The organism is Marinomonas polaris DSM 16579 (assembly GCF_900129155.1).
GTDB classification, from domain to species: domain Bacteria; phylum Pseudomonadota; class Gammaproteobacteria; order Pseudomonadales; family Marinomonadaceae; genus Marinomonas; species Marinomonas polaris.
The window spans coordinates 155,158-176,353 of sequence record NZ_FQVF01000003.1 but is presented as its reverse complement, the minus strand read 5'-3'; the positions used below and the strand labels follow the sequence as shown (position 1 = coordinate 176,353).

General features: G+C 42.1%; 21 protein-coding genes. 11 read left to right on the top strand and 10 right to left on the bottom strand.

The genetic code is table 11. The features are described from left to right. Position 1 precedes the first annotated feature (1 nt). The 4 genes from benC to BUA59_RS02930 form a co-directional block, all read right to left on the bottom strand. Positions 2-1,018, bottom strand: a complete 1,017-nt coding sequence (gene benC, locus BUA59_RS02945; RefSeq protein WP_072838231.1) for a benzoate 1,2-dioxygenase electron transfer component BenC — start codon at positions 1,016-1,018, stop codon at positions 2-4. A gap of 102 nt (positions 1,019-1,120) precedes the next feature. Further along, positions 1,121-1,615, bottom strand: coding sequence for a benzoate 1,2-dioxygenase small subunit (gene benB / locus BUA59_RS02940; RefSeq protein ID WP_072838230.1), 495 nt, complete (start codon positions 1,613-1,615; stop codon positions 1,121-1,123). A gap of 10 nt (positions 1,616-1,625) precedes the next feature. Further along, complete coding sequence (gene benA, locus BUA59_RS02935) at positions 1,626-2,972, bottom strand: benzoate 1,2-dioxygenase large subunit (protein WP_072838229.1); 1,347 nt, start codon at positions 2,970-2,972, stop codon at positions 1,626-1,628. A 257-nt stretch (positions 2,973-3,229) separates the two neighbouring features. After that, positions 3,230-4,774 (bottom strand): methyl-accepting chemotaxis protein, encoded by a 1,545-nt coding sequence (locus BUA59_RS02930; protein WP_072838228.1) that lies wholly within the window; start codon positions 4,772-4,774, stop codon positions 3,230-3,232. Between the two features lie 218 nt (positions 4,775-4,992). Here BUA59_RS02930 and BUA59_RS02925 point away from each other — a divergent pair, with 218 nt between their 5' ends. The 6 genes from BUA59_RS02925 (at position 4,993) to BUA59_RS02900 (ending at position 10,572) form a co-directional block, all read left to right on the top strand. Then, positions 4,993-6,168 (top strand): ABC transporter substrate-binding protein, encoded by a 1,176-nt coding sequence (locus tag BUA59_RS02925; protein ID WP_072838227.1) that lies wholly within the window; start codon positions 4,993-4,995, stop codon positions 6,166-6,168. A 90-nt stretch (positions 6,169-6,258) separates the two neighbouring features. Beyond that, positions 6,259-7,122: a branched-chain amino acid ABC transporter permease gene (locus tag BUA59_RS02920; protein ID WP_072838226.1), complete on the top strand. Its 864-nt coding sequence runs from the start codon at positions 6,259-6,261 to the stop codon at positions 7,120-7,122. A 15-nt stretch (positions 7,123-7,137) separates the two neighbouring features. After that, positions 7,138-8,106: a branched-chain amino acid ABC transporter permease gene (locus BUA59_RS02915; protein ID WP_072838225.1), complete on the top strand. Its 969-nt coding sequence runs from the start codon at positions 7,138-7,140 to the stop codon at positions 8,104-8,106. Further along, positions 8,096-8,857: an ABC transporter ATP-binding protein gene (locus tag BUA59_RS02910; RefSeq protein WP_072838224.1), complete on the top strand. Its 762-nt coding sequence runs from the start codon at positions 8,096-8,098 to the stop codon at positions 8,855-8,857. Before BUA59_RS02915 ends, BUA59_RS02910 begins: the two co-directional genes overlap by 11 nt. Next, positions 8,857-9,567: an ABC transporter ATP-binding protein gene (locus BUA59_RS02905; RefSeq protein WP_072838223.1), complete on the top strand. Its 711-nt coding sequence runs from the start codon at positions 8,857-8,859 to the stop codon at positions 9,565-9,567. Before BUA59_RS02910 ends, BUA59_RS02905 begins: the two co-directional genes overlap by 1 nt. Positions 9,568-9,762: 195 nt before the next feature. Continuing rightward, positions 9,763-10,572 carry an IclR family transcriptional regulator gene (locus BUA59_RS02900; RefSeq protein WP_072838222.1) on the top strand — a complete coding sequence of 270 codons (810 nt, stop codon included), beginning with the start codon at positions 9,763-9,765 and terminating at the stop codon, positions 10,570-10,572. A gap of 54 nt (positions 10,573-10,626) precedes the next feature. Here BUA59_RS02900 and BUA59_RS02895 read toward each other — a convergent pair whose 3' ends face one another. From BUA59_RS02895 to BUA59_RS02875, 5 genes are all read right to left on the bottom strand, one after another. Next, positions 10,627-11,589 (bottom strand): AraC family transcriptional regulator, encoded by a 963-nt coding sequence (locus BUA59_RS02895; protein ID WP_072838221.1) that lies wholly within the window; start codon positions 11,587-11,589, stop codon positions 10,627-10,629. A gap of 262 nt (positions 11,590-11,851) precedes the next feature. Then, a complete protein-coding gene (locus tag BUA59_RS02890) occupies positions 11,852-12,622 on the bottom strand; it encodes an alpha/beta fold hydrolase (RefSeq protein ID WP_072838220.1) in 771 nt (256 codons plus the stop codon). Then, complete coding sequence (pcaF, locus tag BUA59_RS02885) at positions 12,622-13,833, bottom strand: 3-oxoadipyl-CoA thiolase (protein WP_072838219.1); 1,212 nt, start codon at positions 13,831-13,833, stop codon at positions 12,622-12,624. Before pcaF ends, BUA59_RS02890 begins: the two co-directional genes overlap by 1 nt. Next, positions 13,830-14,663, bottom strand: a complete 834-nt coding sequence (locus BUA59_RS02880) for a CoA-transferase subunit beta (protein ID WP_072838218.1) — start codon at positions 14,661-14,663, stop codon at positions 13,830-13,832. The genes pcaF and BUA59_RS02880 overlap by 4 nt, the downstream gene beginning before the upstream one ends. Position 14,664: 1 nt before the next feature. Beyond that, the gene (locus BUA59_RS02875; protein WP_012070728.1) at positions 14,665-15,480 is read right to left on the bottom strand and encodes a CoA transferase subunit A; all 816 of its coding nucleotides are present in this window, start codon (positions 15,478-15,480) and stop codon (positions 14,665-14,667) included. Between the two features lie 185 nt (positions 15,481-15,665). Here BUA59_RS02875 and BUA59_RS02870 point away from each other — a divergent pair, with 185 nt between their 5' ends. After that, positions 15,666-16,466 (top strand): IclR family transcriptional regulator domain-containing protein, encoded by an 801-nt coding sequence (locus BUA59_RS02870; protein WP_084122103.1) that lies wholly within the window; start codon positions 15,666-15,668, stop codon positions 16,464-16,466. Between the two features lie 19 nt (positions 16,467-16,485). On the opposite strand, the gene BUA59_RS02865 is transcribed toward BUA59_RS02870, so the two are convergent. Then, positions 16,486-17,388: a LysR family transcriptional regulator gene (locus tag BUA59_RS02865; protein WP_072838217.1), complete on the bottom strand. Its 903-nt coding sequence runs from the start codon at positions 17,386-17,388 to the stop codon at positions 16,486-16,488. Between the two features lie 186 nt (positions 17,389-17,574). Between BUA59_RS02865 and BUA59_RS02860 the strand changes: the two genes are divergently transcribed. From BUA59_RS02860 to catA, 4 genes are all read left to right on the top strand, one after another. After that, a complete protein-coding gene (locus BUA59_RS02860) occupies positions 17,575-18,576 on the top strand; it encodes a TRAP transporter substrate-binding protein (RefSeq protein WP_072838216.1) in 1,002 nt (333 codons plus the stop codon). Positions 18,577-18,755: 179 nt separating this feature from the next. Beyond that, on the top strand, positions 18,756-19,874 hold the full coding sequence (locus BUA59_RS02855; RefSeq protein ID WP_072838215.1) for a muconate/chloromuconate family cycloisomerase: 1,119 nt from the start codon (positions 18,756-18,758) through the stop codon (positions 19,872-19,874). Between the two features lie 36 nt (positions 19,875-19,910). Beyond that, positions 19,911-20,189 (top strand): muconolactone Delta-isomerase, encoded by a 279-nt coding sequence (catC, locus tag BUA59_RS02850; RefSeq protein ID WP_072838214.1) that lies wholly within the window; start codon positions 19,911-19,913, stop codon positions 20,187-20,189. Between the two features lie 71 nt (positions 20,190-20,260). Continuing rightward, positions 20,261-21,178: a catechol 1,2-dioxygenase gene (gene catA / locus BUA59_RS02845; RefSeq protein ID WP_072838415.1), complete on the top strand. Its 918-nt coding sequence runs from the start codon at positions 20,261-20,263 to the stop codon at positions 21,176-21,178. Positions 21,179-21,196: the final 18 nt, after the last annotated feature.

Sequence of the window (21,196 nt, the reverse complement as noted above, 5' to 3'; positions counted from 1 at the left end):
CTTAATGGCTGCTAGCGGCGAATTTTTCATAGTAAAAATTAACAGGTGTGATGTTTTTTTCTTTCATGAATTGACTCACTGCTTCTACCATAGGCGGCGGTCCACATAGATAGATATCCAGATCGCCATCATTCAAATGAGACGGCGTAATATGTTGAGTCACATAGCCTTTTTGTGGCCAGTTACTTTCTTCTGAAGCGACACATGCGCTAAAAGTGACCTGTTCTATTGTTGCAGTCAGGGCTTCTAGCTTTTCTATCTCTACTAAATCTGCATCATGGGTAACGCCATAGATGAGATGAACTGGTTGGTTTGTTCCTATGGCTTTAATTCTTTCTAGCATGGCAAGAAAAGGGGCTAATCCGGTGCCTCCAGCTAACATTAAAATTGGGCGTTTGATATCACGTAAATAGAAGCTGCCAAATGGACCACTCAAGGTGATATTGTCACCTACCTTTGCTGTTTCTGTCATAAACGTGCTCATGAGGCCGTTTGGCACCACACGTATTAGAAAGGATGCAGAGTCATTGCTTTCTTGAACTAGAGAGCTAAAAGAATAGGCGCGTTTTTGGTCTGTTCCTGGCACATGGACATTGACATATTGGCCGGGTAAGAAGTTCATCGACTTCACTTGATCGCCCGCAATGCTAAAGCTGAGGGTTGAATCCGATAGGCGGTTAATATCGGAAATCGTGCCTTTGACATCTTCTTGTTGGCTGCGGACACAAACTTCGGAAGAGGCCGGAACCGAAATAGCGCAATCGGATTCTAATCGCATGCAGCAAGTTAATACCATTCCTGCTTCTGCTTCTTCATCTGATAAGGCGTCTTCTATATAGCCTTCCATTTCAAATTGACCTGACTCAGATTTGCATTTGCAGGTACCACAAGCACCATCGCGGCAATCCATCGGAATGTTTAAGCCAGAGCGATAAGCTGCGTCAGCAACCGTTTCTCCCGGAAGTGTTTGCACAAAACGGGTGACACCGTCTTCAAAATTCAGTGCGATTTTATACATAGAAATCACCTTGAGCCCCTTTCTGGGGCGGCTTTTTATTATTTTTTTATCTAAAAAGAAAAAATGTAGTTGGCTGAAATTAACTTGAAGTACACAACATAATTAAACGTGGTAAACATCAATCACGTGGTGGATATAATCATTTACCAAGATGATTTTCTTACGCTTGATTTGTATTTGACCTTCGGCACTTTTGACTAAGGTGACAAAAGTGGTACCAAAGTAAGTGTCTACTGTTTTGTATCTGTAGCTGTTTGTGCTCCAGTTGTAGCGAACCGCTGTACTTTCTTCTGAGTTTTGCATGATCTCAATATTGCTGATCATGTGACTGGTTCTGGCTTCAGGTAGGCTTGATGCACTGGAACGTTCGGTTTTGATCCGAAAAACACGATCTTCTAGACCACCTTTGTGGGCGTAGTACATTAGAGAAACTTCTCTGTGCGGGTCGGTAACAAGCTCACCATCGTCATCCCAACTTGGCATCCAATAATCCACATCAGGGTGATAATAGGTCAGCCAGTCATCCCATTTTTTGTCATCAAGACAGCGAGCTTCGGCGTACAAAAAATTACGTACTTCATCATATTGAATTGTCATGGTGTGCTCCTTATTGCTGCTCTTTATCTTTTTTAAGGGCGTTTGTCATCGCGTCTACCCAATATTGATGCTGGACTTTGAATAGACCCTCATCTTCAGATTTCCTACCACTTAAAAGAGGGGTTAAATGTATCTTTTGAGCGGCTTCATCTGGGCCTTGCACCCAGTGTTCAGCGCCACGAGAAAGATCATTCCAAGGAAGATCAGTACCAAGAAAACCTTCTTGGCAAGAACGGAACTCTTCTAAATCGTCTGGTGTTGCCATACCTGAAGCGTTAAAGAAATCTTCATATTGGCGAATACGTTGAGCACGAGCTGCATCACTTTCACCTTTAGGTGCAATGCAATAGATAGTCACTTCGGTTTTGTTGACGGAGATAGGGCGAAAGACACGAATTTGAGAGCTGAATTGATCCATCAAAAAGACATTAGGGTATAAGCATAAATTACGAAGGTTAGAGATCATCCAGTCGGCACGCTCTACACCAAAATCTTTTTCTAGCTCAGCGCGACGTTCTGCTAATGGACGATCTTCTGGGTTAGGCCAGCGCATCCATAATAAAATATGACCATGTTCAAAAGCATAGAAGCCGCCTTGTTGTTTGTTCCAAGTGCTCGCGTCCATGGCTTTGGTTTCATCGGCAACAGCACCTAATTTGCGGTGTGCAGTCGTTGCGACATAGTTCCAATGCACGGAAGATACATGATAACCATCCGCACCATTTTCGGCTTGAACTTTCCAGTTGCCATCATAAATATAAGTGGAAGAGCCTCTTAGCACCTCTAAACCTTGTGGTGATTGGTCGACAATCATATCTATTATTTTTGCCGCTTCGCCTAGATGTTCTGTGAGAGGCTTAACATCTGGATTGATACTGCCAAATAAGAAGCCTCGATAGGATTCAAAACGAGCAACTTTTTTAAGATTATGAGAGCCATCACAGTTAAAGGAAGAAGGATAGCCAGCGTCTGTGGCGTCTTTTACCTTAATAAGCTTGCCTGAGTTGTTAAAGCTCCAGCCATGGAAAGGGCAGGTCATCACTGACTTGTTACCTTTTTTCGTACGGCAAAGCATTGCGCCTCTGTGGCTACAAGCATTAATAAAACAATTTAGTTCGTCGTCTTTGTTGCGAGTAATAAAAATGGGTTGGCGGCCCATATAACCGGTGAAAAAATCATTCTTATTAGGGATTTGGCTTTCATGAGCCAGATAGATCCAGTTGCCTTCAAAAATGTGTTTCATTTCAAGGTCAAACAGTTCTGGATCGGTAAACATATCTCGACGAGCTCGATAAAGACCTTTGTCCGTATCGACTTCCATCATACTTTTTATTTTTGTAATGAGTTCGTTATGCATTGTAATGCCCTCCTGATTTATAAACAGATTAGGCTTTGAGACTATTAGTCACTATCCAGCTTGTGTTTTTCTTTATCCTTTATCTGCAAAAAAACACTTAGATAAGAAGGACTTTTCTGATGTTATCGATAGAAGTAGGGGGAATAGCTAAGATCTAAAAAAGCTGCTTTCATTGGAAGAGGAAAGCAGCCAGATAGTCATCTGAGGGCGATAGGAGTAAACGTGAGTTAGATTAAGGTGGCATTTTGTCCATTAAATTAATGATTTAAATAGACACCACAGCCCATAAAAGCGTTATTTCTTAACTTTGTAATATAGAGAAGTTTACTAGCAACTTGGTCTGTCTGTGGATTTACAAATCGAAACTGGTAGGACTTCGTGTCCTTTGATTTTGCAACCTTTATCATGTCTTGTACCATTAATTGTCCATCAGCATCTTTGGCATTATAAAGGTTTCTACCTACTAACTCTGGGTTTGCACCGTACGCTAATACTTCGCCACTAAAGGTAATAGCAACGATAAATAGCTCACCATAAATGAAGCCGCCATTAGGATCCGCAAAATCACAGAAGGCTTTTTCTTCCCCGTGTTTTTCTATGTGCTCATAGGCTTTGTTAAGTAAGTTTTCAGCATCTTGTGGATGGAAAAGGCGGAATTCGCCAATAGTCGCTTTGGCAAGTTTAGAGAAATTAGAAAGCTTGGTAACCGCACTGAGGTTTGAATGTACATCTTTACGACTTTCGTCCATTGCTGAAACAATGTGCTGCAAAGTTTCAGAAAGCCCGACGGCAGTATTTTTTTGTTCAGTCGTTGTGTGATTAATGTTTTGTACCTCTTTTGCTACTCGCTCTATTTGTTCAACAATGTTTTTTAAAGCTTGCTCTGAAAAAGTCGCTTCCTGTTTTGCTTGCTGAGTAGCTTGTTCACTTGCGGACATGTTCGCTAATGCACTTTGTAGTTCAGATTGCATTGCGCCCACTGTTTGGCTTATTTGTTCTGTAGCGTTAGCTGTTTCTGTGGCGAGCTTACGAACTTCGTCAGAGACAACAGCAAAGCCCCGTCCATGTTCGCCAGCTCTTGCTGCCTCTATAGCCGCGTTAAGTGCTAATAAATTGGTCTGTGAAGCAATGCCTTTGATTAATTCTACGATCTGATTAATCTCATCATTGCGTTTACCAAGCTTATTCATAGTGGCTGCACAGAGGTTAACAATGTCGGAAATTTTATTAATAGACATGAGGTTTTTCTGAATAGTTTCTTGTCCTTCACCTGCCACTTTCATGGCCTGCGTTGCATTTTGGGTAGCAATATTACAGATTTGTGCGACATCTAAAGCGGTTGCCGACAGTTCCTCACTTGCGGCCGCTGAGGTAGTTAATTGGTCGCCTACAGTATCAATATTGTGAACTAGATTTTCTGAGTTCTTTTGCAGTAACTGTGCGGATATAGACACATTGACCGTTCCTTCAGAGAGATACACTAAGGTATTTTTTAGACGATCAGAGAATGCACTGATCGACGCCGAAATGCTGTTGTCGGTGAGCTTTTTTTTATCAATTTTTACTGTGAAATCTCCATTGGATAAGGCTGTTGTCATTGCTCTTAAGTCGTCCGGTGGATTTCGAGATCGTGATTGAATGTTTGATTTTAATGGGTAAATAGATAAAAAAATTAAAATGATGGCTAATCCAAATGTCATTTGCATCAGCAAAGATGACGCTTCATTTGTGGCCAAATTGATACCCAAAAAGAAGCAAAGCACAACACAAAGTACAGGAGTAAGGACGTTAATTTTAGTCATAGATATTCTCGATAAGGTCGTTTTTATTTTTTTTCACCTTAGCTCAGTCGTTAATCAAATCGCAATACTTTGTAATATAAATTTTCACATTTAATAAATGTGAACTTTTGTCTAGTTGCATTTTTTGGACATAGTTCTGCATCTATTGGCTATTGTTATTGCTTGGCCTTCTCTTTAATCGATAACGTTTATTAATAAATGTTATGTAGAGGCCTAGAATGAAAAATAAAAATAAGATTCTGAATACTGCTTTATTGGGAATGTCACTGGTAAGTCTCAGCACCACTCTGGTTGCTGCCGAGCAGGATCCTATTAAAGTGGGCGTCATGTTGCCCTTTAGTGGTGTCTACGGTGGTTTAGGTGAAGCTACTAGAAATGGACTGAAAATGGCTTTACAAGAACACGCTGCGGATCTGCAGGGGCGTAAAATTGAATTCATTGAAATGGATACGGAGGCAAAACCTTCCCGAGCTCCTGAAATAGCGAATTCCTTGTTAAATAAATCTCATGCCGATTTTATTATTGGTCCGGTGCATTCAGGCGTTGCGATGGGGATGATCAAAGTATTGAAAGATAAAGATACGATTATGATTATTCCGAACGCTGGGGTAAATGCAGCAACAGGACCATTGTGTGCGCCTAATATTTTCCGTACTTCTTTTTCCGCTTGGCAGCCTTCTTATCCGATGGGCAAAGTCGCTTTAGAACAAGGCTTCAAAAAAGTTGTTACTTTAAGTTGGAACTACGGTTTTGGCCAAGAAAGTCTTGATGCATTTGAAGAGTCCTTTACGTCAGGTGGGGGCGAGATAGTTAAAAAAATGCTGGTCCCTTTTCCTAAAACTGAATTCCAATCCTATTTATCTGAAATCGGGTCTATTCAACCAGATGCTGTCTTTGTGTTTTTCGCAGGTGGCGGAGCGGTGAAGTTTGTTAAAGACTATGATGCGATGGGGTTGAAAGGAAAAATTCCGTTGCTTGGTGCTGGTTTCTTAACGGAGGGAACGCTTGAGGCTCAAGGTGATTCAGCTGAAGGCATACTTACTACGCTTCATTATGCAGATCCTCTTAAAAATGAAGAAAATCAAACATTCCGACGTGGTTATGCCGACAAGTTCGGTAAGCCGTCTGACTTATACGCTGTGCAGGGTTACGATACAGGTCTGATGATTGCCAGTGCAGTAAAAGCACTTAATGGTGATATCAGTGATCAGAAAGCGCTGATCCACGCCCTAGAAAACACTAAGGTGAAAAGCCCTCGCGGTGATTTCACTTTCTCTAAAGCCCACAATCCAATTCAAAATATTTATCTTCGTCGTGTTGAAAATGGTGAAAACCAAGTAGTGAAACTAGCAGCCTCTGCTCTTGAAGATCCGGCCCGCGGTTGTTCAATGTAAGTTTCTCTGGTTGTTTGCGCTTCTTTAGATTGCATTTTGATAGTTATCTAAAGAAGCGAATTTTTTCTTCTTAACGTCGTAGGTTTTCTAATGGATAGCACACTTTTTATCGTGCAGCTGATCAATGGTCTTCAGTATGGGCTGTTACTCTTTTTGATCGCTTCTGGTCTCACATTAGTGTTTGGCGTCATGGGTATTTTGAATTTGGCTCATGGCTCTATGTTTATGGTGGGAGCCTATCTTGCTTGGTATTTTGTTCAGCAAACGGGCAGCTTTGCTTTTAGTGCGGTGATTTCAGCCGTTATTGCTTTATTAATCGGCTTTCTAGTCGAACGGACACTGATTCGTCAGTTATATCGTCGTAATCATCTTGATCAGGTTTTACTCACCATAGGCATGATTTTTGTCTTTAACGCGCTGCAGGGTTTGTTGTGGGGCAATGATCCGTTAGGCGTAGATGTGCCGCAAGCATTGTCTGCCTCTATTCCTCTTGCTGGAATTATTGAGTATCCGGTTTATCGCATTTTCGTCGCTGTGTTCTGTGTCGTTGTTGCGGGTGTTATGTATTACGTAATCAGTAAAACACGCTTAGGGATGTTAATTCGCGCAGGTGAATCTAATCGCGAAATGGTCGAATGCTTAGGAATAGATATTAGCCGACTTTATACCATTGTCTTTGCGATTGGGGTGATGTTGTCTGCTGTTGCGGGTGTGGTGGCGGCACCGATTAGCTCTATTGTTCCTGGTATGGGCGAGCATATCTTGATCACCTGTTTTGTGGTGGTAGTTATTGGCGGAATGGGATCGATTAAAGGCGCATTCATTGGTGCACTGATGGTAGGACTGGTGGATACGTTTGCATCAGTTTTAGTCCCCGAACTTTCTAGCATGATGATTTATATTTTCATGGCCTTCATTCTTTTATTAAAGCCTCAAGGTTTGTTTTCTTCTTAATTTGGAGGTGTGGTTATGTTGTTAAATAAACGGGCCGAGCGGCTGTTTGTATGGATATTTTTCCCTTTAGCTTTGTTAATGCCGATGTTTCTTGAGCAAAATGAGTATTACGTTAATAAGCTAACGACCATCATGATTTTATCAATATTTGTCATGTCACTAGATTATCTTGTTGGCAAGTGTGGATTGATTACATTGGGTCACGCTATGTTTTATGGCTTAGGTGGCTATATTTTTGTGATGATAGCGCCTGAGTACGAAGCGGTTAATTTTTGGATATATACTTTTTATATTTGTGCGATTTCTGCCACGGTCGCCTTTGTTATTGGTTTTTTAGTGTTACGTACCAATGGCATTTATATGATTATGATTACCCTCGCGTTTGCACAAATGACTTTTTATTACTTTTCTGACTCCATTGATTTTGGTGGTACTGATGGCGTCTTTGTTTATGTTAAGCCTGAGACCAGCATATTTGGATTAAGCTTATTTGATCTGGATAATCCAACACACTTTTATTACCTCTGTTTGTTTTCTTTGTTTAATACTTTGCTCTTTTTTAAAGTTCTAATTCGTTCTCGATTTGGTCGTCTTGTGGATGCAATTCATGAGAATCCTGGACGCACTGTGGCGCTAGGTTACAACATTTTTATCTACCGTTTAGTGAGTTATGTGGTTGCGTCAGCGTTGGGTGCCTACGCTGGGTATTTATTTACTTTACAGTACGGCTTTGTAAACCCTTCGATGTTGTCTTGGACAACCTCGGGTACCGCACTTGTTATGTCGATTTTAGGTGGAATGGGCAGTATCTATGGGGCGATTTTAGGAACGTTGGTATATGAAGGTTTGCATTATTCATTAGAGCATTTAACCGAACATTGGCTGCTCTTTATGGGAGGGCTGATTATTTTGATGGTGATGGTATTTAAGAAGGGGATTGCTGGCTTCTTAGAGGATCTTTTGGAGAAACGTGATGGAAAATAATGTCATTCTAGAAACAGAAGGTTTATGCAAATACTGGGGTGGATTGAAGGCTTTAGATGATCTGTCTTTAGCGTTTCATGATAACCAGCTGCACGGTATCGTTGGCCCAAATGGCGCAGGAAAAAGCACGCTATTGAATATGCTATGTGGTCATTATAAACCGACAAGTGGCAAGATCCTTCATCGAGGTGAATCGATTAGCTCTATAAAGCCTTATGAATTTGCTCGTCGTGGCATTGGACGAAGCTTTCAAAAAACCAATATTTATAGCAATTCGACGTGTCTAGAAAATTGTAGCGTGGCTGTACAGCGATTGATGGGCGGCAGCTTTAATTTCTTTCGTTCACGATATTCTCAGAAAATGCTCGACGAGATTGCCACGCAAGCTTTGGAAAAAGTAGGGCTTGGACAGCGACGCGATCATATCGCATCGCAGATAAGTTATGGTGAGCAAAGGCAGCTTGAGATCGCAATGGTATTAGCAACTTCGCCAGAGGTTTTATTACTTGATGAACCGATGGCCGGTATGGGGCATGAAGAGTCACAGTTAATTATCGATTTACTTAGTCGTCTAAAAAAAGAGTATTGCATTGTTTTAGTTGAGCACGATATGGATGCCATTTTTGAGTTATCGGATCAATTGACTGTGATGGTTGACGGGCAGCATTTGGTAACAGGAAGTGTGGATGAAGTAAGAGATGATCCGCGTGTAAAAGAAGCTTATCTTGGGCAAGGCGATGAGGTGTATTGATGAGTAATCTATTGGAAGTAAAAAGTCTTCATAGCTTGTATGGTGAAAGCCATGTGTTACACGGTGTTAGCTTTTCGTTAGATTCAGGCCAAGCCCTTAGTTTGATGGGGCGAAATGGCATGGGAAAAACCACCACCTTGAAGTCTATTTTGGGGCTAGTGACACCTAGAAGTGGCACGGTTTCGTTTAAGGGTGAGAACATTACCAATTTAGCCACTTGGCAGCGGATGAAACGAGACATTGCTTATGTTCCAGAAGGTCGAGGAATGTTTCATAACTTAACGGTTAAAGAGCACTTGCAAGTGGCAGCTCGCGCGAATAACCAAGGCGAAAAAATTTGGGACTATGATCGCGTACTTGATACGTTTCCACGCCTAAAAGAACGACTTTCAAATTTAGGCACACAATTATCTGGTGGTGAGCAGCAAATGTTAGCGATAGGCCGAGCTCTAGTGACCAACCCAGAATTGTTGATTTTAGATGAAGCAACAGAAGGGCTTGCGCCACTCATTCGCAAAGAAATTTGGGAAGTGATCCGCACGATAAAAGAAAGCGGTATATCGACCATTATTGTCGACAAGAACATTCAAGTTTTACAAAAGCTTTGTGATCGTCATGTGGTACTTGTGAAGGGGAAAGTCGTAATGAACCTTGACGCAGAGCAACTACAATCTAACTTAGCCCAAGTTGAAGGTTATTTAGGCGTGTAATGGCTTTATCCGTCTTCTGTCAGTCAGACAATATGATTATACTGATGTGTTTAAGTTATGCATGACAAGGAACGCGCTGTAGTTTGTTCTATTAACGGCAATCTAATTAACGGAATTCTGGCTCTTAGAGCCAGGCGTTTACACGCTTCTTTGTCATGACAGTACTGCTTTTATGTTTTTATAGGTGTATATCGGATGTCTGAGACAACGGAAATGAAACAAGATAGTACGCGTCAAGGAATTGGTTCTTTGGAAATTGGTTTAAGAATTCTAAATATTATTGCTCAATCTCCTAAGCCTCCAACTTTAAAAAGCTTATCCGATCAGCTGTCTCACTCACCAAGCCGCTTGCATAAGTATCTTGTTAGTCTATTAAGAATGGAATACATCACTCAAATAAATGGCAGTCAATATGCTTTGGGAAAGGCCAGTTTGACCTTAGGCATAGCATCAATTAAAAAAATAGATCCAATCAAGCAAGCGTTGGAAGCCGTGGAGCGTTTATCTGAGGAAACGGATAAAACAGTATCTGTGACTATTTGGAATGGTTACGCGCCATTGGTTATTAAATGGTTAGATGCGAGTCAGCAAATTGCAGTGAATGTGAGATTAGGCACTGAACTCTCACCGTTTTTTTCTGTTTCTGGGCGTATTTTTTTAGCCAATCTGCCTTTGGCTAGACGATTAAAACTGGTAGAAGACTTTTATTCAGATTTACCTGCAAAACCTCGCTTTCAGGGAAAGCCGCTGAATCAAGAAGCCTTTAATGAGCATTTAGATGCAATCAAAGAAAGTAATCTTTGTACATTTTCTGGCGATTTCCTACCGGATATCAATGTAATTGGTAGTGGTATTTATGACATCAATGGCAATGTATCTTCTGTTATCAGCCTAATGGGAATGGCTAATGACTGTTGCACTAAAGTAAATAGCTTATACCCAAGATTGGTCAAAGAGTACGCGAATAAAGTGACTGAAGAAATATGTGGTGCGGCTTCTTTTTAAGTCTTGTTTTTTGACCATGGAATAGGAAATCCCTTCCTTGTCCACGGATTTTATTTATCGACGCTTTAGTGTTTCCGAAGGCAATTCTGCGAACATTTTTCGGTAATCAGACGAAAAGCGTCCAAGGTGGGAAAAACCATAATCCAGCGCAATTTCAGTGACATTACGTATGTCACTATTCATGATAATTTCTTTTCTTAAGTGTTTAAGCTTAGATTGCTTGATGAAAACTTTTGGAGTGATGTGGTAGTGCTTGGCGAATAGGTTGTAGACTTTTCTGATACTGATATGGGCCACATTTGCTAACTCTTCTACATCAATATCCTCTTTGATATTTTCTTCAATATGTTTGAGTAATGCATTGAAATTGCGATCGTTCAAGTCTGAGTCTAAGAGGGCAGGGGTATTATTGTCGAATTGTTGAAATAGCTTGCGAATAAGTAGGTCGCGATAAGGTAATTGCATTTGCAATAAATCGAGTTCAGCGTCATTTGCTTCGTGCAAAATAGCTCCCATCAAGCTAAGAAATCCCAAAGACTTATCTAATTCAATAACCTTCCTTTCAAATAAAATTCCAGAGCTTGAAATAACCCTGTTTTGCTCCAGACACAAATCTCTAATAAAGGCTTGTGGAACTTTGACAATGATTTTTTCACAATCTGCAGAATAGGAAATATCCATTTTTTCGTGTGGGTTCATCATCAAAGCTTGGCCAGGCTTTAGCAATAAAGACTCTTCTTCAAATTGCCAGCAACATTGACCATGAGTGACGACTTGAAAGTGGTAAATGTCATTTAAATCAGCACAGTGAATTTTAACTTCGTTACCATAATGGATTGAAGATAATCCTAATTCGGCAAAATCTCGATGTTTTAGTTGGGAGCAGAATTCGTCTGAATCCTTAACAGACTCAGACAGCAAAGTATGATGCCCAATGTGGCTGTTTATGTAATCTGATACTTCTAGCGGATGAGCCTGATTAAAAATAACGGCATTGCTTAGGGCATTAGTAAACATAGTTGACGACCATTTTTGTAATTATTATTAGTTTGTTTATATTAGGTGAACTTTGTGGAGCTAGCAACGCCTAATTTTCAGTCAATTTTTTTAGTTTCTTAACGAGTTATAAATGAGCATTTTGAGTCTATTTTTAACACTTTATTGGCGTGCACAGCAGCCGTAAAAGCTTATAGTAGTGATCATTTATTAACTTAAGAGCGTTATCCTAACGCCCTTAAGTCTAAGCATGGATCACGCAGAGCAGGTTACTGAGAACCGCTCACTGAGAGATAAAGTTTTTAAGTAGACTGGTGAGTTGATCTGGTGATTCCACCGATGGAACATGACCAATCTGATTGATAACTTCTAGCTTGTCGACTTGTAGCAACGAAGCGAGAGTTCCCATCAGTTCTGGCGTCGTTGCGACGTCTTTTTCACCACAGATTAATTGTATCGGTAGTGAACTTGGCCCCAATGTATCGGTGAGATCCATATTACCAAGCCAAGCACAGAGTGCGCCGTAGCTGAAGTCATCGACGTGGGCGAGCTGTTCTTGCCAGTAGCTTGCCAAAGCAGGCTTAGTTTGCACGCTGTGCTCACTAAACCAACGTAGTACTAAGGTTGCCGCCATACTCTTCAAACCCAGAGCCATAACGTCCTGTTGGCGGGTTAGCCACGCATCTTTGCTGCCAATTTTTGCCCCAGTATTGGTTAAGGTCGCACTCAATAAACGCTCAGGATATTGAGTTACTAATTGTTGACCAATCATGCCGCCAATGGATGTCCCCACATAGTGAAACTGCTTAATACCAAGTTCATCGCATTTTTCAATTAATGTATCAACCAAAGCATTCGCTGTTAATGGTGAAGAATTTGAATCAAGGGCAGCACTTAGTCCGTGTCCAGGAAGATCCCAGCGAATGACGCGAAACTGTTTCAATAAGTCTGGAACAATACCATCCCAAACTCGGCTGTTCATTCCCAAAGGATGACCAAGCACTATAGCGGGTTTGCTGCTATCGCCTTCAAGTGTAAAAAATAGGTTCTTCATTAAATGTCGCTCCGTTCGATTAGCATGGCAATGCCTTGTCCGACGCCAATACACATGGTGCAAATAGCATAGCGTCCGCCTGTGCGTTTTAACTGCATAGCGGCGGATTGTAATAGACGAGCGCCTGACATACCTAATGGATGTCCAAGGGCAATCGCGCCGCCATTTGGGTTAATGCGTTCATCTTCTGGTGAAAGCCCCAGTTCTTGTATACAGGCTAACCCTTGTACAGCAAAGGCTTCATTTAATTCGATCACATCCATGTCGGCGAGAGTAAGGCCGGTACGTTTTAGCAATTTTTGCACTGCGGGAACGGGTCCCATGCCCATCACTGTTGGTTCCACACCAGCGGTTGCCATACCAATAATTTTCGCTAAAGGTTCAAGCTTGTGGCTTTCGACCGCTGCTTTACTGGCAATCAACATTGCAGCGGCACCGTCGTTTATACCGGATGCATTGCCCGCCGTTACTGAGCCATTGTCTCTAAACGGTGCTCTCAGTTTTGCTAAATCTTCCAAAGTGGTATCAGGGCGTAAATGCTCGTCTTGATCGACGATAATTGGATTACCACGTTTTGGCTTAATTGTAATAGGGGTTATCTCTTCAGCAAAGCGGCCTTCATCTTGTGCCGCTTTGGCTTTTTGTTGAGAACGCAAAGCGAATAAATCTTGTTGTTGGCGCGTTATTTTGTAGCGCTCAGCAATGTTTTCCGCCGTTTCTGGCATGGATTCAGTGCCATACAATGACTTTAAGACTGGATTAATAAAACGCCAGCCCATAGTGGTGTCTTCTAATGTTTGCTGTCTATCAAACGCTGCGCTTGGTTTGCCCATAACGAATGGAGCACGAGACATGGATTCAACGCCGCCAGCTAATATTAATTCAGCTTCACCGGCTTGAATGGCTCGAAATGCGGTACCGACAGCATCCATACCTGATCCGCATAAACGGTTCATCGTTGTGGCAGACACGCTATAAGGCATGCCAGAAAGTAGCGTAGCCATGCGCGCCACGTTACGATTGTCTTCACCTGATTGATTGGCACAACCAAAAATAGCATCGTCAATGGCCGCTGGATCAAGACCTGGTGCATCACTTAGCACCGCTTGAATGACTTGAGCTAACATGTCGTCTGGGCGAACGGCCGCAAGGGAGCCTGCATAACGGCCAACGGCTGAGCGTCTAGGGTGACAGATGTAAACAGTGCTCATATTGCCTCCTGAGCACTGTGTGCTTTTTCAGTTCGTGCTTTTAATTCGCGTAATACGTGCAGTTCTTTTTCGCTTGGTACTGGGGTGGTCTCAAGAGAGTCGGCAAATTTAATTTCCCAGCCAGTCGCTTCAATTACGTCTTCTTTTGTTGTGCCAGGATGCAAGCTGGTGACAATCAGCTCTTTGGTCGCTGGGTCAGGTTTTAAAATACATAAATCCGTAATAACCACGCTTGGGCCACGACCGATATTTGGTAAATTATCTCTGCCTTTGCCATCACGGCCAAAACCAATAGTGGTGATGAAGTCCACGTCTTTTACAAAAGTACGTTTTGAGTGCTTAACCGTAATAAAGACTTCTTTGGCGTTAGTAGAAATTTCCGGCGCACCGCCACCACCCGGTAAACGGACTCTTGGATTTGCATAACTGTGAGCGCCGTTTTTGCCGCCTTCAGGATGATTAGCTGCAATAACCGTGGTATTCAAATTAGCAAAACGGTCGATCTGCGCTGTCCCTAAAAAGCCAACATCGATGTGGCCACCTTGTAGCCAATAACGGAACATTTCTGGCACGGATACGGTGGTGAGAGCAGACTCACATAGTTCACCATCGCCAATGGACAAAGGCAACACTTCAGGTTTGGTTTGCAAGGTGCCGGATTCGTAGATCAAGGTAACATCAGGAGCATGAGTCAGACGCGCTACGTTAGCGGCTTCGCTAGGTAAACCAATCCCCACAAAGCAGGTCATATTATTAGTCAAGGCGCGTGCTGCTGTGATGGTCATCATTTCTGCAGAAGTATATTGAGTCGTATCGTTATGTGTTGTCATATTAAACATCTCCTTGGCCAAACACATGGGATTCTAACCATTGGTTGAAGCTGTCTCTGTCGCGACTGATGTTGTCCCATTGTTTGTAATAGTTGTTGTCTCTGTCGTAATAACCAAGCGTATAAGAAGGTTTCGCGCCTTCCGGTGCGACTGCAATAGCGTCAATTGTCCATGCTGGTAAGACGCAAGCGTTTGGTGTGACTTCCAAGTTATCGACAATTTCTTCTACTGTAACAATGCTGCGTTTGGCTGACAGAACAACTTCTTTTTGAACGCCAATAATTCCTTCGATAAGCACATTGCCTGCGCGATCTGCTTTTTGGGCATGAATAATACCCACATCAGGTTTAATGGCTGGAATGGCTGCTAACTGTTCGCCAGTAAAAGGGCAAATTATGGAGGCTATCTCTTTGTTGACGAGTGGCAACTCACTGCCCACGTAACCGCGAAAAACCGCCAATGGGAGACCAGCCGCACCAGCTTCATAAGCATTCGCCATAGCAGCATGGCTGTGTTCAACCGTTTCTAGTGCGCAAGGGTAATCATTTTCTATGGCATCACGAACCCGATGAAGCGAGCCAACACCAGGGTTTCCGCCCCAAGAAAAAGTTAATTTTCGAACACAACCCGCGCCTACTAATTGGTCATAGATAAGATCTGGTGTCATACGAATTAGGGATAAATTACGTCGCTTTTGACGGATGATTTCGTGCCCTGCGGCGAAAGGGATTAGATGTGTAAAGCCTTCAAGTGCAATGGAGTCACCATCTTTTACGTAGGTAGCGACAGCGTCTTTAAGTGTCATAAACTTCGTCATAATGTATCCTGTTCGTTATACGAATTTAAGTTTGCAATACGAACAAGATAGATCAATCTAGGATTAATGGTCAAGCCAAAATTTTGTATTTGTCTTTTTTATCTGGATTTAGATAAAAAATGCGATGAAAAGTCTCTTCCCTCTAGCTAGCCTGTAACGAATCATAAATAATGGCGAGGTTATTAATGGCAATGAGTAAACTGGGTATGAATGAGGAAAAGCTGTCACCGGATAATAGAGATTATGTAGGTGCATTGGCGTCAGGACTGGATGTCATCATGGCATTTGATCCACAGCATAAGGAAATGACGCTGTCTGAAGTGGCTGAGCAAACAGGAATGGACAGAGCAAAAGCTCGACGTTTTTTGTTAACCCTGCATGCGCTTGGATACATTAAGCGGGAAGGGCGACAGTTTACGTTAACGCCTAAAGTATTGGCGCTCAGCTATGCCTATAATGCCAGTAATGATCATCTCAATGTGGTTGAGCATTATCTGCATGACATCACCGCACAGCTTGGTGAATCTTCGTCTCTTGCCGTGCTGGATCAACAAGACATCATGTATGTGGTTCGTTCGCCAGCAGCCCATCGCTTGATGTCGATAGCCTTAAGTGCTGGGACACGATTGCCTGCTGCTTATACTTCTATGGGGCGTATGCTGGTTGCTAAGTTGCCATCAGAAGAACAAAAAGAATGGCTCAAAAATGTTTTTCTTGAGGAGTTCACTCAGCATAGTATTGTCGATAAGCCTGCCTTTGAGCAGATGCTTGTACAAGTCGCTGAACAGAATTTCTGCATAGTTGATCAGGAGCTAGATCTTGGTCTACGTTCGTTGGCTGTTCCAGCGTTCACTTTTGATGGATCCTTGCTTGGGGCGATTAATCTCAGCACTAATGCATCGCGAGTAAGCCACCAAACTTTGATAGAAGAATACTTACCTGTGCTGCGGGAAGTAGCAGAACAAATTCGTTTGCACACCAAATAACCTTGGTATTCATTAATAGTTATAAACTGCTTTGATGATTCTCAACCAGATTTTTGAGGATCTTAACGGCCAGCGCTGTAATGGAATCCATAGGTTCTTTTCTACGACTAAAAATAACCGGACAGGTGATGGATTTATCCTGCAAAGGAATAAACACTACATCATCTCGTCCAAAATGCCTTACTTGTTCGGACACCAGAGCAAACCCCATTTCAGAAGCTACTAAGCCCAACGCCGTTTGTAAGTCATTTACTTGTTGAGTTACATTTGTTGTCATTCCTCGACTGGTAAACAATGAAGTGCAAATATCCGCGAAGGTAGGAGTCGCGGCTTTGTTTGCCGGATACAAGATCATCGGCATCTTCGCTAGCTCTTCCAGAGTCGGTTCACCTTTTTTAAGAAGCGGATGCCCGACATGTAATGCAACTAATAAGGGTTCTTGGAATAAGATAGTTTGTTCCACTTGTTCGTCGGGAATCGTTAAACGACCAAAACCAATATCAATTTTCCCTGTTTTTAATGCCTCGATTTGTTCGCCTGTTTTTAAATCGTGCAGCAAAATATTGGCGTTGGTTTGTTGGCGTAAATCCCTAACCAGCGATGGCAATTGACCATAAAATACCGAAGGCACAAACCCAATACTGAATACAGCTTTTTGCTCTTCAGCTATTCGGCGGGTATTTTCGATAACCATATCGGCTTTAGCCAGCATCTGCTTTGCTTGCTCCCAAAAGTATTTTCCCGCAGGTGTCAGTGTTAATCCTCTAGAGTGACGATCGAAAAGTTGCGCACCAACATCTTCTTCCAATTGCTTTATCTGTCTTGTTAGTGGCGGTTGAGCAATAAAGAGCTTTTCAGCAGCACGAGTTAGGTTTTTCTCCTCGGCAACAGCGCAGAAATAACGTAGATGTCTTAACTCCATCATACCTCCAAGGTATTACTAACAACTTAATTGATATTGGTTCTATGTATCTGCAGAGTTTAACGTAGAGCAGCTAAAAATAATGAAACATACACTTCTAGCATAATCACTTGCATGAGGCAGTAAGCAACTTACGTCACATCACTTGATCCAGCAAATAATAATTATAAAAATAGGTTATTCGTAATGAAAAAAATATCTTCCTGCTTTACTACTCTAGCGCTGTGCTCTTCTTTATTCAGTGGTTTTCTTCATGCTTCTGAATGCGATCCTGGAGAACGTGTTGTTAAATTTAGCCATGTTACTGGTGGCACAACACATCCTAAAGTCATCTTGATTAATGAGTTTGCTGCAAACGTCAATCGTGAGATGAATGGTCGATTGTGTGTTGAGGTGTATCCGAACTCTACTCTCTTTGGCGATTCAAAAGAGCTGGAAGCCTTGCTTTTAGGTGACGTTCAATTATTAGCTCCGTCTATCGCAAAGTTTGGTGCTTTTACGGATAAATACGCCGTATTTGATTTGCCATTTTTGTTCAAAGATCTCGATCAGATTATCCGCTTTACAAAAACGCCAGAAGCTAAAGACTTACTTCATGTTATGGAAGATTCCGCCGGTTTTGTTGGTTTAGGTTATTGGATGTCAGGTATGAAATACTTTACCGCGAACAAACCTTTGCTTGTGCCGAGTGATGCCAAAGGGTTAAAGATTCGTGTCCAATCGTCCACAATTGCAAAAGAAATGATCAGAGCTATGGGGGCTTCGCCACAAGTCATAGCATTCTCTGAAGTTTATGGTGCTTTGCAAACGGGCGTGGTCGATGGTCAGGAAAATACTTGGTCAAATATTTACACGCAAAAGTTTTACGAAGTACAAGACAGTGTTACCGAAACCAACCATCAAGTTTTAGCTTATTTATTTGTGACCTCTGCTGATTTTTTAAACAGCTTATCTGATGAGGACCGAACGCAATTTTTAGATCTTGTTGATAGAGCAACGCAATCTGCGAATAAATTGGTAAAAGAAAAAGACGCGGTGAATCGAGAAAATATTCTTCGTGCCGGTGGCAAAATAAATACTTTAACACCAGAACAACGAGCTGAATGGGTCAATACAATGGCTCCGATATGGAAAGAGTTTGAAGGTTCAATTGGTAAAGACTTGATTGAAACCGCAGCGGGTGCCTAATAAAGAGTGGCACATAGCAGGAAATTAATCAGCAACATAGATCAAATCGAAAAACATATTTTGACAAAGAATTTGCCCTAGCAATACCTAAAGAGTATTGCTGGGAACTAAATTGATATTTGTCCTCTGTTTAGAGTGGGTCTAGTGTAGAAAAAAACAATAAACGGAAGCACCTTAGCATGACATCGAAAATCACCCATATTGAAACAATGCTTGTGGATATTCCCACCATTCGCCCTCATAAATTATCAATGACGTCTATGGCCGTACAAACCATGGTGATTATTCGCATCAAAGATGATCAAGGTCGTGAAGGCTTGGGAGAGGGTACTACAATTGGCGGTTTGGCCTATGGTCCTGAAAGCCCTGAAAGCATCAAAATGAACATTGATACCTACCTTGCCCCTTTGCTTATCGGTCAGCCGCTTCATAGCATAAAGCTGCTTGTTCAACGTTTAAGCATGTCCGTACGAGGTAATATGATTGCTAAATCCGCTTTGCAAACCGCGTTATTAGATTTGCAAGGCAAGCATTTAGGCGTTCCTGTCTCCACCTTGTTGGGTGGTGCTATTCACCAACATATTCCTTGCCTTTGGGTATTGGCGTCTGGTGATACTGATAAAGACATTGCCGAAGCTAAAGCACTTATTGCCAGCGGTCGACATTGTGACTTCAAACTTAAAATTGGTTCTCGACATGTTAATGAAGACGTTGCTCATGTGGCCGCCATTAAAGCGGCATTGGGCAATAGCGCGAGTGTGCGAGTTGACGTGAATCAAGCGTGGGACGAATCAACAGCAACAAAAGGCATGGCCGCGTTACAAGATGCTGGCGTGGATTTAGTTGAGCAACCAACCCCAGCAAAAGAATGGGATGCCTTGGTTCGATTGTCGCAAAAATTTACTATTCCTATTTTGGCAGACGAAGGCGTGGCGGATGCTGCAGATATTTTTCAATTAGCTCAACGTGGTTTTAATGGTGGCATCGCCTTAAAAATTGCCAAAGCAGGTGGACCGATTGAGGCGCTTTATGCCGCTACCGTTTCCTCTGCATCCGGTATGGGATTATATGGTGGTACTTTATTAGAAGGTTCTATCGGCACCGCGGCTTCTATTCATGCTTGGTCTACGTTACCTAAATTGCATTGGGGTAGTGAAATGTTTGGTCCTCTTCTTCTGCAAGACGACATCATTAAACAGCCGCTTCGTTATCATGATAACGGCGTGGATGTTCCACAGTTACCAGGGTTAGGAATCGAAATTGACGAGGTAAAGCTTGCGCTTTATCGACGTAAATAACACAGCACCAACGTAAACAATAACGAGGAAATGAACATGCTTTTTAAAGTTGAAATGACGGTGAATATTCCTAAAGACCTTCCGGTGGCAGAGGCAGATGCCATTAAGTTGAAGGAAAAAAAATATTCTCAAGAATTACAAGAAGCTGGGATTTGGGTGCATTTGTGGCGCGTAGTGGGACAGTATTCAAATGTGAGTATCTTTGACGTGAAAGATAATGCTCACTTGCATGAAATCCTTACTGGCTTGCCTTTGTACCCATTTATGACGATGGAAGTGACAGCCTTATGTCAGCATCCATCGTCTATAAAGTAGCTCTAACTTTTTAAAATAAAAATAAATTTAATAAAAGTGCTGTTATGGCACCCAAAAGCGGAGAGATTAAAATGACTGTTAAAACAATTCAAACAGAAGCAGTACAAACCCTATTGAAAAAAGTGGCTGGCTTGGAAAATAACCAAGGTAGTCCTCGCACGAAAGAAATCATTTTTCGTTTAATGTCAGACATCTATAAGATGATTGAAGACCTAGATATTACCCCTGATGAATTTTGGCATGGCGTGAATTACCTAAATGAGCTAGGCACTAATAAAGAAGCGGTTTTGCTTGCTCCTGGTTTAGGTTTTGATCACTACCTAGATATTCGTGAAGACGCTAAAGACGAAGCGGCAGGTTTAGCCGGTGGAACACCGCGTACTATTGAAGGCCCTCTATATGTAGAGAATGCGCCAATATCTGATGGTGAAGCACGCATGGACGATGGTCAAACGCCGGGGCAGGGTATGTGGCTTCACGGCAAAGTATTGGATGAAGAGGGTAATCCAGTTGCAGGTGCGATTGTCGATATTTGGCATGCAGATTCGAAAGGTGGTTACTCTTATTTTGATCCAACACAAAGTGAATTCAATCTACGTCGTAGAATTGTAACGGATGAGCAAGGTTGCTACCGCGCTCGTAGTATTGTGCCAAACGGCTACGGCTGCCCACCAGATGGCTCTACAATGAAGGTTCTTCGTCAGCTTGGCCGTCATGGTAATCGTCCTGCTCATATTCATTACTTTGTTTCTAAACCAGGCTTTAAGCATCTAACTACGCAGATCAACTTAGCGGGTGATGAATACACTTATGACGATTTCGCTTTTGCGACTCGTGACGAATTGGTCGTAGAGGCAACGACATTAAATGATAATAGCCATGGTTTTAATGAAGAATATTTAGACGTTGAGTTTAACCTAGATGTTCTAAAAACCGATAAAACAGAACTAGAAGACAAGCATGTTCGTGCAAGAGCAACGATTGCTTAACTCTGAACTAGTACTGCT

Bases quoted from the DNA above. Each gene is read 5' to 3' on its own strand.
- benC (WP_072838231.1), bottom strand. From the start codon at position 1,018: ATGTATAAAATCGCACTGAATTTTGAAGACGGTGTCACCCGTTTTGTG.
- benB (WP_072838230.1), bottom strand. From the start codon at position 1,615: ATGACAATTCAATATGATGAAGTACGTAATTTTTTGTACGCCGAAGCT.
- benA (WP_072838229.1), bottom strand. From the start codon at position 2,972: ATGCATAACGAACTCATTACAAAAATAAAAAGTATGATGGAAGTCGAT.
- BUA59_RS02930 (WP_072838228.1), bottom strand. From the start codon at position 4,774: ATGACTAAAATTAACGTCCTTACTCCTGTACTTTGTGTTGTGCTTTGC.
- BUA59_RS02925 (WP_072838227.1), top strand. From the start codon at position 4,993: ATGAAAAATAAAAATAAGATTCTGAATACTGCTTTATTGGGAATGTCA.
- BUA59_RS02920 (WP_072838226.1), top strand. From the start codon at position 6,259: ATGGATAGCACACTTTTTATCGTGCAGCTGATCAATGGTCTTCAGTAT.
- BUA59_RS02915 (WP_072838225.1), top strand. From the start codon at position 7,138: ATGTTGTTAAATAAACGGGCCGAGCGGCTGTTTGTATGGATATTTTTC.
- BUA59_RS02910 (WP_072838224.1), top strand. From the start codon at position 8,096: ATGGAAAATAATGTCATTCTAGAAACAGAAGGTTTATGCAAATACTGG.
- BUA59_RS02905 (WP_072838223.1), top strand. From the start codon at position 8,857: ATGAGTAATCTATTGGAAGTAAAAAGTCTTCATAGCTTGTATGGTGAA.
- BUA59_RS02900 (WP_072838222.1), top strand. From the start codon at position 9,763: ATGTCTGAGACAACGGAAATGAAACAAGATAGTACGCGTCAAGGAATT.
- BUA59_RS02895 (WP_072838221.1), bottom strand. From the start codon at position 11,589: ATGTTTACTAATGCCCTAAGCAATGCCGTTATTTTTAATCAGGCTCAT.
- BUA59_RS02890 (WP_072838220.1), bottom strand. From the start codon at position 12,622: ATGAAGAACCTATTTTTTACACTTGAAGGCGATAGCAGCAAACCCGCT.
- pcaF (WP_072838219.1), bottom strand. From the start codon at position 13,833: ATGAGCACTGTTTACATCTGTCACCCTAGACGCTCAGCCGTTGGCCGT.
- BUA59_RS02880 (WP_072838218.1), bottom strand. From the start codon at position 14,663: ATGACAACACATAACGATACGACTCAATATACTTCTGCAGAAATGATG.
- BUA59_RS02875 (WP_012070728.1), bottom strand. From the start codon at position 15,480: ATGACGAAGTTTATGACACTTAAAGACGCTGTCGCTACCTACGTAAAA.
- BUA59_RS02870 (WP_084122103.1), top strand. From the start codon at position 15,666: ATGGCAATGAGTAAACTGGGTATGAATGAGGAAAAGCTGTCACCGGAT.
- BUA59_RS02865 (WP_072838217.1), bottom strand. From the start codon at position 17,388: ATGGAGTTAAGACATCTACGTTATTTCTGCGCTGTTGCCGAGGAGAAA.
- BUA59_RS02860 (WP_072838216.1), top strand. From the start codon at position 17,575: ATGAAAAAAATATCTTCCTGCTTTACTACTCTAGCGCTGTGCTCTTCT.
- BUA59_RS02855 (WP_072838215.1), top strand. From the start codon at position 18,756: ATGACATCGAAAATCACCCATATTGAAACAATGCTTGTGGATATTCCC.
- catC (WP_072838214.1), top strand. From the start codon at position 19,911: ATGCTTTTTAAAGTTGAAATGACGGTGAATATTCCTAAAGACCTTCCG.
- catA (WP_072838415.1), top strand. From the start codon at position 20,261: ATGACTGTTAAAACAATTCAAACAGAAGCAGTACAAACCCTATTGAAA.